This is a genomic window from Paenibacillus graminis, assembly GCF_000758705.1.
In the GTDB taxonomy this organism is placed as follows: Bacteria; Bacillota; Bacilli; order Paenibacillales; family Paenibacillaceae; genus Paenibacillus_AQ; species Paenibacillus_AQ graminis.
Genome location: NZ_CP009287.1, coordinates 3,517,703 through 3,530,135, shown reverse-complemented (window position 1 = coordinate 3,530,135; position 12,433 = coordinate 3,517,703). Strand labels below are relative to the sequence as shown.

The following is a 12,433-nucleotide window of genomic DNA, read 5'->3' as shown; positions in this document are numbered from 1 at the left end:
CTTTTCCTCCTTTCCGGCCTCTTAAGCCTCCTGCTCTACCGTCTCATCCGTGATGCCAAGTTCCTCCTTCACCCAGTCATATCCCTCCGCCTCCAAACGATGTGCAAGCTCTGGACCGCCAGATTTGACAATTCGGCCTTGCATCATCACATGCACGAAATCCGGGGTGATATAATTCAGCAGACGCTGATAATGGGTAATGATGAGAAAACCTCTGTCAGGACTGCGCAGCTCATTAACACCATTGGCTACAATACGCAAGGCATCAATATCAAGACCCGAATCCACCTCGTCCAAAATGACGAATTTGGGCTCAAGCAGCATCATTTGCAAAATTTCATTCCGTTTTTTTTCCCCTCCGGAGAAGCCTTCATTCAGATAACGGTGTGAAAATTCAGGATTCATCTCCAATCCCTTCATCTTGCTCTCCATCTGGCGGATAAAGCGGATTAAGGTTACTTCATTGCCTTCCCCGCGCCGTGCATTAACCGCACTTCTGAGAAAGTCCGAGTTCGTTACACCGGCAATTTCACTTGGATACTGCATAGCCAGGAACAAGCCTGCCCGGGCACGCTCATCGACCTCCATCTCCAGCAGATCTTTATCATCCAGCGTTACCCTGCCATCTGTAACCTCATATTTGGGATGGCCCATTAACGCAGAAGCCAACGTGCTTTTCCCCGTCCCGTTAGGACCCATAATGGCATGAATCTCTCCGCCATGAACCTCCAGGCTAAGTCCTTTTAGAATTTCTTTGCCTTCAATTCTGGATCTCAGATCCTTAATCTTTAAAGTCGTCATTGGTCACATTCTTCCTTTCTACATTTCTTTCTTCAGCCCGCATCGTTCCAATTATTCAAAAACTCCAATGGTGGCGATCCTCTCCTCTCTTGCAATAACAGAGCTTATGCGGTGACTGTTTATTATTGTTCACTAGTAAACAATAGCAATATATCACAAGTGATAATGATTATCAATATCATTATTTTGATGATAATCATTCTCAATTTCATCTATGCAAGTCAAAGTCAATCTGATATACTAACAGCAAAATACCAAACATCCTACGTTTGTAAAGGAATGATGCTGTTGTTAATTAAAACTCAACGTTTAACCTTGGTGGAACAGGTGGCCTACCAGATCCAGGGGAAGATCGAAAACGGCGAATGGCAAGTAGGGATGCGAATTCCTGCAGAGCCTGAGCTAATGGAACAGCTTCAAGTCAGCCGTAATACGTTAAGGGAAGCCATTCGGGCTTTAACATATGCGGGTCTGCTGAAGACCAGACAAGGGGATGGAACCTATGTCTGTTCCTCAAGTGTCTTAGGGTCAGTGATCGAAAAAGTGATTAAGCATACCGATATGCTTGAGAGCCTGGAGGTCCGATATGCATTGGAAAGAGAGGCTGCTGCCCTGGCTGCGTCCAGGAGAAGCGATGAAGATTTAGAGGCGATTCGGACATGCTTGGATAAGTGCAGACATGCAGCCAGCCAGCAGGATCTCAAAGCTTATGCTCACTGGGATGTCGAGTTTCACAAAATGGTGATTGCTGCATCACATAACCTACTGATGGCGAATTTGTACAACCATATTACCGAGGCACTGCAAAACATGCTTTTAGAAACAAAGGACTTCAAAAATGCAGCTTATTATCTCGACTCTCATGAGCTGCTGTATCAAGCCATTGCCAATCAGGATTGCCCTCAGGCCGAGGAGGCTGTTCGTTTATACATTGAAAAGGCCCGTGCAAAACTGTGCTAAATAGTGATCAGGGTACTTCTTCCACATGGATGAAATTGACGATGAATTAACTTAAAACGCGGGAGGAACCCTTATGAGTTCATCAGAACAATTGTTAAAAAAACAGGATGCAATATCCACTACCGGCATTCGCAAGCAAGCGGCATTCTGGTTCATGATCGTAGGAATTATTCTTATCGCAGCGAATTTGCGTGCTCCCCTCACCTCGGTGGGACCATTAGTCAGTCTTATCCGGGAGAACGTGCATATTTCGAATACCTTAGCAGGCCTGATTACCACAGTTCCACTGATTGCATTTGCATTGTTATCCCCTTTTGTACCAAAATTAGGACGCAGATATGGTGTGGAACGGATTATGCTGATTTCCCTTATTTTTTTGGCCATCGGTATCGCTGTTCGCTCGTTATCCGGGGCGGTAACCTTGTATGTTGGAACCGCAGTTCTAGGGTTTGCTATCACCATATGTAATGTATTACTACCGAGCCTGATAAAACGGGAATTTCCGCAGCAAATGGGGACAATGACAGGGGTTTATAGTGTTTCCATGAATCTATGCGGGGCGATTGCTTCCGGCATTAGTGTTCCCTTAGCTGTGGGGGCAGGCTTGAACTGGCAAGGTGCTTTGGGAGTATGGGGGATACTTAGCGTCATCTCCATTCTCTTTTGGGCACCGCAGCTCAAGGCTCCGGCGAAATCAGCCGCTGCTGCCGGCAGCAGCACAGGGAACAAGCATCAGGTCAATATATGGCGCTCTCCGTTGGCTTGGCAGGTAACTCTTTTTATGGGATTACAATCAACCATTTTTTATGTACTGGTGGCATGGCTGCCTGAAATACTAAAGGATCAGGGCATCAGTTCAAGTCAATCCGGCTGGTTTCTATCGGTTCTGATTATGGCTTCGCTCCCCTTTGCCTTTATCGTTCCTGTTATAGCCGGGCGCATGTCTAACCAACGGTTGTTAGTGGTGATTACAACGATTCTGCTTTTGATCGGAACACTTGGACTTCTCTATGGCAGTATCCATCTGGTTCTGTTTTGGGCTATTATTCTTGGTATGGGAGCAGGCTTTGCCTTTGGCTTGTCCATGATGTTTTTCGGCTTGCGTACCCGAAGTGCCCATCAAGCGGCTGAATTATCGGGCATGGCCCAATCCATCGGATATCTGCTGGCTGCAATGGGCCCAGCGCTGATTGGATACTTGCATGATGCCACCCATAGTTGGAGCGTTCCACTCCTGATATTGGTTGGCGCTTCTGCTCTGCTCTGTCTTGTCGGTCTGGGTGCGGCTAGAAATCAATTTGTTAGTTCTGCGAAGTAGGAACAGTCCACCGCTTTGATCTTAGCCGCTACGAATACAAAACGGACTGGCCCTGTGCAGCTTACTGCACAGGGCCAGTCCTTGTTTAAGCATCCTATATTTGCTTCCTAGATTACAGGCGGCACATATACATATCTATTTGAACAGAGGGCTCATCCCTCCAAACAAAGCCTGATCAGATCGTCCACATGAGCGGTAGCCAGACATTCCACCGTATCGGCGGCTCCGTAGTATATTTTCACTTCCCCGTCCTCCTCCAGCACCATGCCGCCGGGGAAAATGACATCATTGCGGAAGCCCCCGTCCGTCTCATAATCTGCTTCAGGCACAAGCAGCGGCGATGCGCTCATGCCGAGGATTTTCTTCGGATTGTCGAGATCAAGCAGCATAATGCCGGCTGTGTACCGCTTCTTCCAGGACGGCTCCCAGCCGTTCTTCCCTCGGGCGGGATCGATATCCACCGCATGGAATGTAGTGAGCCATCCCTTATTCGTCTTTACAGGCGGTGCTGCCGGGCCGATCTTGTCGTTGGCGAACGGTACCTGCTCCACCGCCAGCAGCAGCCCGGAACGGCCCCAATAGATCAGATCCGGAGACTCCGAAATCCAGGTATCGAACCGGTCAACGCCGCCGCGGCTGTACACGGTGAACGGCCGTTCCAGCCGGACGTAGTTGCCGCCGATTCGCTCCGGGAACAATACCATATTCCGCAGGTCCGGTGTCGACAAGCTCACTATGTCGAAGGATTCAAAATCGTCCGTCACTGCGATACCTCCCCGGATGCCGTGTTGTGTATCTACGGCGAAGCACATGTAGCAGCGGCCGTCGATGACTGTCAGACGCGGATCATAGGCGCGTATAATCTCTTCGTCGCACAGCTTGAACACCGGCTTCGGCCCCGCCGTCCAGTGAATGCCATCGTCGCTGAAAGCGATGCCGAGATCCGTCGTGTGAGACGGCCCGATGATCTGCTTCTCCAGAGAGCCGTAGTCGTTGCGGAATACCATGATGTAGCGGCCCCCCAACTTAGCGACGCCCGCATTGAAGACTAATGCGGTGGGATACGGCACGCGGGCCGCGTCCAGCACAGGATTAGCCGGATGGCGGCGAATGAGCAGGCTGGACTCCAGCGCTCCGATGATGGGCATAGTTGTGGTTTTCATCTATCAACATCCTCCTAGTTGTCCAGATTGTTAATATGTCCGATAGTGAGGACTGAGTCATTCCATCTTCTTCTAGACAAGAAGCCCATGTCCTGCGAACGGATAGTCGATCGTAATACGCCCTGTTTCGCAATCGCCAATACCGCTGTACAGATCGGCCTTGCCGTCCGGGCGCATCACTATGCCCGAAGAAAAAACGCAGTCGGCCAAATACGGTGCCTTGGATGGTCCCGGCGGGTAACAGGGACGGCTTCCAATCAGATGAAGGTCAATTGACTCCCGGGTTGTTGGATCGAAGATGAAGGCCATGTTCAGGTACACCTTCACTTCCCCGCCATTCGCATCCTTATCCTGGTAGCAAATATGTCCGATGATGCCGATTTTACCAGTGTCCAGCAGATACGCCTGATTGACACCTCCCCATTCGCCCGCCCCGAAAATGCCGTGAATGTAAGGTGCGCTCTCGATAACGTCCGCGGTCAACTCTTCCAGTCTGTCAATAACCGTGAAGCCGATCATGGATTCACTTCCGTATTTGTCTTTCATCCCGGTGCTGCGCGGACGCGAGAAGACGCCGATCTTGCCATCCGCCAGCGCAACAAGGCGGATATCCTTCATTTTGTTAGGCCCAGTAGTGAAGTAGTACAAATTGTGGAGATCGGTGCCCCGGAAGAAATAGCCGAAAAACGTACTGTACCTTCCACTCTGATATTGCACATGTGTCCCGCCCAATACAAGCTCGTCGCCAATCTCACTAATGTAAGGGTCCTCAAGGGTATAGATCATGCTATCTTTCACCACGGACCATTCATCCTGTCCCGTTTCCTCGAACAGCCGGACCCAAGAGCGGGCCCATTCCCCGCGGCGTTCTACCCGTCCGAACAAATAGCGCTTCCCGTCCCTTTTGAAGAGGACCGAAACATTGTAGACATCATAAACGTCCACACCCTGAAACTTCAAAGTTGCACGTTCATATATTTTTTTTGCCGCTTCAAATTCATTTCTTTGCTTCTGCAGGGTCAAATTTATCCATCCTTTCCTTTAGTTTTCGACTACATTATTTAAGTGTAGCCTGATATTCCTGGAATTGCTTCTGGTATTCCGCAACTACCTTATCCAAACCGGCTTTTCTCATTTTTTCCAGTGCGGCCGGGAAGGCCTTATCGTATTCCAGGACGCCCATATAAATCGGAGTAATGCTTGCTGAAGCTTCGGACAAAATGTTGGTGTACTCGGTCCTTACATTTGTCGGGTCAAAAATAAAGTTCGCCGCGATACTGTTGACCGCCTTCGGATTGGGCTCAAACAAAACTTTGTTATTATCGGGAATGCTATTCTCCAAGTCAAAACGCATGAAGTTTACGTTGCCGTTTTGCGAATCAGATCCTCTATACCCCGGATTGTTATTGTTATTCGGATCTTTGATCGGCTTATAGCCCTTCTCGCCGTCCTTGGTGTAGTGCTTGCCCTCGATGCCATATTGCACCAGATCATAGTTCTCTTGACTTGCCAGCATCCAATCCATGAATTTGACGGCCTCTTCCGGATGCTTGCTGTTCACCGGTACCGCATTCCCGTTTTTGAAGGTGAGCGGACGCAGATATTCTTTCTCCGGGTTAAACCACACAACACCGATATCGTTTACAGTGGCCTCTGGATTGTACTTCTTGAGTCCGGTCAAGCTTCCGCCGGTTCCCAGGCGGACGAACCATTCACCGCTGTCGAGCTGCGCATCTACCTGCTCCTGCTTCATGACCAGGATATCGGGATTAGTAATTCCCTTTGTGTATAGCTCGCGCATGAAGGATGCATCCTTCTTGAACTCCTCGGTTTCAATCCAAGACTTGACCTCGCCGCTCTGATTCACATAGAAGAACTTATCCTTCACTGTGAACGGAAAGGTGTCATAAGTCCGGTGCAGAATAGACGTATGCAGGAAGATCGGGTCAAAATCCGCCCGTGTGCTCAGATAGGGCTTGTTGCTTCCCTTCCAGTTCTTCATAACAATCTCCCAAGTGCTGATCAATTCAGCCGGAGTAGCCGGCTCTTTGAGATTGTTCTCGCGGAGAATGTCGCGGCGGATATCGAACTCACCTTCACTCGCCATTTCAACCCAATAAGATGGAGCGGCATAATATTTGCCATTGATTTTAGCTCCGTCGAAAATATCTTCCGGAATATATTTTTTCAGATTTTGTCCATACTTTTTGATTGCATCCGTGATATCTGCCAACGCACCACGATTATAGTAGCTGGAGAACGGTGTACGGTCCTGCATGACGTGGAACAGGTCGAAATCTTCGCCGGTGGACAGCATCAAGTTCAGCTTCTGATCCCACGCATCCCACGGAATGTAGATTTTCTCCACCTCAACGCCGACACCGTCCGCAGCCAGCTTCTCATTGACCTTTTGGAACACTTCCTTGTAGTCTTTCGGCTCTGTGCCGGGAACCAAATATTTGATTTTCACCGTCTCTGCAGGCTTGCCGTTATTCTCCTGTTTTGAGGCTGAAGTGTTGTCTTCCTTATCCGCAGTGTTGGATGAATTGGAACCCTGGCTGCATCCAATCAGTGTCGAAAGCAAAAGTACCACAGCTAATAGAATTACGTAATACTTTTTCATAAAAAAGTCGACCTCCTTCTATAATGCCTTCTTATTTATGTTAACCCCGAAGGGATAATATCAGCCTTTGACCGAACCAATTACCAGCCCTTTGACAAAATACTTCTGTAAGTAAGGATACAGAAATATGATCGGACCGATCGTGACGACCGCCGTCGCCATCTTGACCGATTCCGAAGGAAGCGTGATATCACTTGATCCGGCCAGCATCGTCATCTCGTTCAGCATACTGATCTCCGATTGCATCTGCAGAAGCATAAATTGCAGCGGGTACAAATCTTTGCTGTCAATCAGCATGATCGCATTCCACCAATTGTTCCAGTAATCCAGTCCGTAGAAAAGTGCAATCGTCGCCAGTACCGGCTTGCATAACGGAAGATAGATCCTGAAAGCAATCGTAATATCACTTGCACCGTCAATGGTTGCCGACTCCCGCAGTGAGTCTGGAACCCCGTTCATGAAATTGCGCACAAGGAAAAGGTTGAACGGGCTGAACAGCAGTGAAGGAATAATCAGAGCAAGGATATTGTTGGTCAATCCAAGCGACCGGTTCATCAGATACCAGGGCACAATCCCAGCGGAAAAAATCATGGTGATAAAGAAATAAAGCGACAGCAGATTGCGGTATTTCACATTTTTGTTCGCCAGCGTATAGCCGGCCATGGAAGTAATCAGAATCGCCAGCATGGTGCCGATGATCGTGACAATGATGGAGATTCCGTAGCTCCGCATAACCTGGGAGCCGCCTGTAAAGATCAGCTTATAGGCATACAGGGAGAACTTCTCCGGGAAAAGGCTGTAGCCGTTCTTCAATATGGCATCCTCATCCGTAACCGAGATCATTAGCACCAGCAGCATCGGAAGCAAAGAAAGCGCCGAATAAATCGTAATCAGAGCGTACATAACCGTTTTGCTGATTGAAAACGTCTTCATTTTTATTCCTCCTAAAACCTCTCTTCGGTAAGCTAATGCCGTAAGCGGATTTTAATACAACGCGCCGTCTTTGAAAAATTTGCGGGTAATGGCATTTGTACCGAAGACAAGAATAAATCCGACAACGGATTGGAACAGTCCGACGGCCATTGCTTCGGAAGGATTGCCAATCTGACGCAAAGAGCGGAATACATACGTATCAATAATGTCAGTGGTCGCATACAAGGTGCCGTTGTCGCCAATCAATGCGTAGATCATTCCAAAATCGCCGTACATGATTTTACCGACAGACAGCAGCGATAGGATAACCACCGTAGGCATCATCAACGGAACTGTAATACGCATGCACATCTGCCAGCGGCTGGCCCCGTCAATCTCGGCTGCTTCATACAAAGTATCATCGATTCCGGTAATGGTAGCCAGATAAATAACGGCGCTCATCCCGGCTCCCTTCCAAACATGCATGACGGTAAGAATTGCCGGCCATGCCTGCTGCTCAGTATACCAGTTAACCGGGGCGATGCCGAACTGGTTCAGCAATTTGTTCACAATCCCCATATCCATAGAAAAAAACGCGTACAGAACATAGCTGATGACGATCCAGGATATGAAGTGCGGAAACAGCATAATCGATTGGCTGATCTTAACGAACAGCCTTTTGCGCAGCTCGTTCAGGATCAGTGAGATCGCCAGCGCCGTCAGCGTGCCGAAGACGATAAAGAGCAAGTTTAGGAAGATGGTGTTAAAGGTGACCGTAAACGCCTTGTTCGACCGGAAGAAGAACTCGAAGTTCTTTAAGCCTATCCACTCGCTATGGAATATTCCCTTACTATAATTGAATCGCTGGAAAGCAATGAGCATATACGGATACGTCATATACCCAAAAATAAAGGTGTAGGCCATCGCAGGCAGAACCAGCAGATAAGACGTACCGTTCCTGCGAATATCGGACAGCATTCCGAATCCCCGCCGCTGTTTCTTTTCCAAATTCTGTTCCCCCCCATTTATTATGAATTACCGGCTGCTGCATCTCACCAGCGGCCGATGTTATGTATTCAGGTTAGCCGGCGCGCCCGGCGCCTGTCTATTTTAAAATCTGGAGAACCCTTCTACAATGCGGCACAAGGCTTCCAAATAAACGAACTGGCTTTCATTTTTACGCGATGGAGTACCTTTTTAGCCGAATATGATCTATATTGAAGAGGTACTATTAGCGCATTGGGAGGTATTCTTCATGCGGAACACCATGAACCAGCTTGTCCGGTACAAGGCTTTTCAAAAGCTTACCATCTCATATTTCCTGCTTGTTCTTCTAACCGTCAGCCTGCTGTCCGGTGTTCTCTTCTATCTCTTCTCCAGAAGCGCCGTCAAGGAGATCGACCGCAATTCCAAAGCCATGCTGTCCCAGATCACTTACGCCTCAGATGTTGTCTATAACCAAGTCATGACAATCGGCAATGCACTGCTCATCCAGCGGGAGATCATCGCGTTCCTCAACGACAAGACTGAGAACAAGATAAACAATTATCGTATCTTTCAACAGATGTCCCAGATTACAAGTATATATCCTTATATTCACAGCATAGGAATCTACCGGCCTTCTACGGGAACAACAGTCGACACAGCCGGGCTTCCTTTCGATTCATCGCTCACCGCTCTCAGCGCGGAGCGGTACATGGAATTCTATCCGCGCAGCCTGACGATTGCCGGCCGTAATAACGATGCGCCGCTGCAGCTTCTAACCTTTCTGCTATACCCGGATTTCTCATTTCAGACCTCTGACAACCCGCTCATCTATATCAATGTGGAAGAGAAGTCCATTCTGACGACGATTCGCAAGATCAGCAAAGCGGATGCCGCGAGCAATGTTTTCGTTATCAACAACGAGGGCAAAGTAATCTCCCATACCGATTCAAATTTATTCCTGGAGGATTTGTCCAAGGAACAGTATGTGCAGCAAATTCTGAATCAAGACAAGGATGAGAACAGTTTCACAACAAATATTCATAATAAAAAGCATCTGGTCACTTATGTGAAGTCGGAGAAAATGGACTGGTATTTTGTAAGCGTTTCCCCTTACTCCGGGCTCATCTCTAACATTGACCAGCTCCGCAGCGTTACACTGCTAGTGACGGCGGGGATCGTACTGGCAGGTCTGCTGATCTCTATTTTTCTGACCAAAAATATTTATAGTCCGTTATCGACGCTGTTTGAAAAGATCATGCCGGGCATGAATGTTCCGGCCTCCGGTTCGCCGTTCATCGATGAATATAAGATCATGGCCGAGGTTTTCCATTCCTTGGAGGAACGGGATAAATCAATGCAGTTCGTGATCAGCAGCTCCTCCCGGACGATCCGTGAGCTTTATCTGCATTCCTTGCTCCAGGGCCATCCGCTGGAATACTCGGTTCCGAGCGAACTCATCCGGGATATCGACGCAGCGGTGTCCGGGCCTTATTTTTGCGTACTGGTATTCAAAATCAATGAGCTGGAGCTGGCAAAAGGGAGAATGGATGCGGAACAGCGTCCTATGCTGCGTTTCGCCCTTGGCAATATTGCAAAAGAGATGCTGGGGCATATCGGGGTATGTGATTACTTAAATATTGGGGAGAATGAAACTGCCGCAATCCTTCAGTGCGCGAAAAACCAGACGCCGGAGGAACTCAAACCCGCATTGCGTAATATTCAGAGCTTTTTGAACCGTTACTTCAAGGTAACTGTATCCATCGGTGTAGGGGATATAAGCTATGGCAGGAAGAATATCCCTTCCTCCTATACTTCGGCGCAGCAGTATGTTAAATATCGGATGATCTACGGAAAGGAATCGATTCTGGATGCTGTAGCAACGCGGCCGCATATGATGACGGCTTTGAGCTATCCCAGTGCCTATGAGAAGAGGCTAATCGATGCTGTGCAATCCGGCAAGCCGGAGCCTATTCAAGATGCAATCGGACAATTCGTAGAACAAATCTCAAACGGTTCAATCAATCAGGTCATTACCTACAGCATCCAGCTTATGCTCTCCTTGCTCAAGCACTTTGAGTATTTGCAGCATGTGCCGGATTCCAATTTCAACGAGTATCTGGTTGCGGTGACAGATATTGAATCCGCCGAACATCTAACGGAAATCAAGGACATCTTCCACCGGTATTGTTACAATATCTGCGCATTAATCGAAGAGAAAAGTCTCTGGATGAATGCCCAGAAGCACAATTTTATTATTGAGAAGGTGCAGAATTACATCCAGGAGCATTATGCCCAGCCGAACTTATCCCTGGAGCTGGTGTCCAACATTGCTGGCCTGTCGCCAAGCTATCTGGGAAAGCTGTTCAAAGGAGCAACCCGGCAATCGTTCAGTGAATACCTGAACCACACCAGACTGGAGAAAGCAAAGGATTTGCTGGCTTCCACCCATGAGACTGCCGCCAAAATCAGTGAATCGGTAGGCATGTACAATATCACATACTTCTCCACGCTCTTCAAGAAAAAGTATGGCCTGACTCCTTCGGCCTACCGCGAGCAGGAGGCGCTGAAAAGTCCTGAGGGCGCTGGAGAAGATTAAGCTTCAACAGCAGCGTATTTATTTTGTGGAAGGAGAATGGGGAATCATTATGAGAAAATGGTTATCATGTATATTGGGCATAAGTCTCGTCTTTCAAGCGAACATTGCCCTGGCAGAGCAGTCAAGCATGTTTAAAGATGTTCCAGATCACTTTTGGGGACAGGAGTATATTGAAAGAGCAATTGAGCATAAAATCGTCGAAGGTTATCCTGATGGGACGTTTAAACCTGATGCAAAGGTAAGTCAAAGTGAATTTATGGCGATGCTCATCAGAAGCTACAAGCCCTCCGACTTTAATTCAAGCCAAAAGAGTCAAGATTGGTCCGCACCTTATCTAAGCTATATCCATAAACTTGGGTGGACAGAGCTTCAGCCTTCTGAGGAGGTAGCTTTGAATAGAGGAAATGTAGCTCGTTACTTAACTAATGCAACCGGGAAAAACTTTACTGTTGACGACTCCATCCAATATCTTTTGGATATTGGTATAGCAAAGGGAAAAACGGAACGATCCTTACAGGGGTTCAATAAAAACGAGCCTGTTACAAGAACTGAAGCATTGGCCTTTATAGAACGACTAAACTATAGATTTGATGAGTTGAAGACAATTCCTAAAGCAGCAGAAAAGTATAATAGTGACCTTGCACAAAAAGATGTTTATACAATTTCGGAACAAAATATAAGCATTCAGTTTCCACAACAATGGAAGAGCAAATACGAAGTGGTTACTGCCACAAATACGGATGTAAAAACCATGAGCTACAACTTCATTGATAAATCCAACAAAAATTATGGTGGGACACTCTTTACTTTGACGGTTTGGCCCAAAGAAGTCTGGTCTTCAGAGGGACCGGAACTTATGAAAAACATTCATATATACAAAATCGGTGAAAGAGAAAATGTCGTCTTCACAATAAATACTCCAACAGATGTACAATATGGAACAGAAGATTTAGCCTTAAAGACAGAATACCTGAACTTGAGTAATGATGTGCAAAAAAAAGAAATCGACTTCCTAATCGATTAGGATCATGTAATTCAAGTCGCATCTTCTTCTAACACGGTAGACAACAAAA

General features: G+C 47.5%; 10 protein-coding genes. 4 read left to right on the top strand and 6 right to left on the bottom strand.

The window, feature by feature from the left end; all coding sequences use genetic code 11:
• Positions 1–21: 21 nt before the first annotated feature.
• The gene (gene sufC / locus PGRAT_RS14695; RefSeq protein ID WP_025704386.1) at positions 22–801 is read right to left on the bottom strand and encodes a Fe-S cluster assembly ATPase SufC; all 780 of its coding nucleotides are present in this window, start codon (positions 799–801) and stop codon (positions 22–24) included.
• 288 nt (positions 802–1,089) lie between these two features.
• Between sufC and PGRAT_RS14690 the strand changes: the two genes are divergently transcribed.
• Both PGRAT_RS14690 and PGRAT_RS14685 read left to right on the top strand, forming a co-directional pair.
• Positions 1,090–1,761, top strand: coding sequence for a FadR/GntR family transcriptional regulator (locus PGRAT_RS14690; RefSeq protein WP_025704387.1), 672 nt, complete (start codon positions 1,090–1,092; stop codon positions 1,759–1,761).
• A 73-nt stretch (positions 1,762–1,834) separates the two neighbouring features.
• Entirely contained in the window at positions 1,835–3,079 is a 1,245-nt protein-coding gene (locus tag PGRAT_RS14685) for a CynX/NimT family MFS transporter (protein WP_025704388.1), read from the top strand.
• 152 nt (positions 3,080–3,231) lie between these two features.
• Here the strand turns inward: PGRAT_RS14685 and PGRAT_RS14680 are convergent, their stop codons facing one another.
• The 5 genes from PGRAT_RS14680 to PGRAT_RS14660 form a co-directional block, all read right to left on the bottom strand.
• Positions 3,232–4,242, bottom strand: a complete 1,011-nt coding sequence (locus tag PGRAT_RS14680; protein WP_042266801.1) for a glycoside hydrolase family 130 protein — start codon at positions 4,240–4,242, stop codon at positions 3,232–3,234.
• Between the two features lie 72 nt (positions 4,243–4,314).
• Positions 4,315–5,265 carry a DUF1861 family protein gene (locus PGRAT_RS14675; protein ID WP_025703587.1) on the bottom strand — a complete coding sequence of 317 codons (951 nt, stop codon included), beginning with the start codon at positions 5,263–5,265 and terminating at the stop codon, positions 4,315–4,317.
• 34 nt (positions 5,266–5,299) lie between these two features.
• Complete coding sequence (locus PGRAT_RS14670; RefSeq protein WP_025703588.1) at positions 5,300–6,865, bottom strand: extracellular solute-binding protein; 1,566 nt, start codon at positions 6,863–6,865, stop codon at positions 5,300–5,302.
• Between the two features lie 60 nt (positions 6,866–6,925).
• The gene (locus PGRAT_RS14665; RefSeq protein WP_025703589.1) at positions 6,926–7,798 is read right to left on the bottom strand and encodes a carbohydrate ABC transporter permease; all 873 of its coding nucleotides are present in this window, start codon (positions 7,796–7,798) and stop codon (positions 6,926–6,928) included.
• 51 nt (positions 7,799–7,849) lie between these two features.
• Positions 7,850–8,785, bottom strand: a complete 936-nt coding sequence (locus tag PGRAT_RS14660; RefSeq protein WP_025703590.1) for an ABC transporter permease — start codon at positions 8,783–8,785, stop codon at positions 7,850–7,852.
• Positions 8,786–9,032: 247 nt separating this feature from the next.
• Here PGRAT_RS14660 and PGRAT_RS14655 point away from each other — a divergent pair, with 247 nt between their 5' ends.
• Positions 9,033–11,360 (top strand): helix-turn-helix domain-containing protein, encoded by a 2,328-nt coding sequence (locus PGRAT_RS14655; RefSeq protein ID WP_025703591.1) that lies wholly within the window; start codon positions 9,033–9,035, stop codon positions 11,358–11,360.
• Between the two features lie 49 nt (positions 11,361–11,409).
• On the top strand, positions 11,410–12,384 hold the full coding sequence (locus PGRAT_RS31670; protein ID WP_025703592.1) for an S-layer homology domain-containing protein: 975 nt from the start codon (positions 11,410–11,412) through the stop codon (positions 12,382–12,384).
• Positions 12,385–12,433: the final 49 nt, after the last annotated feature.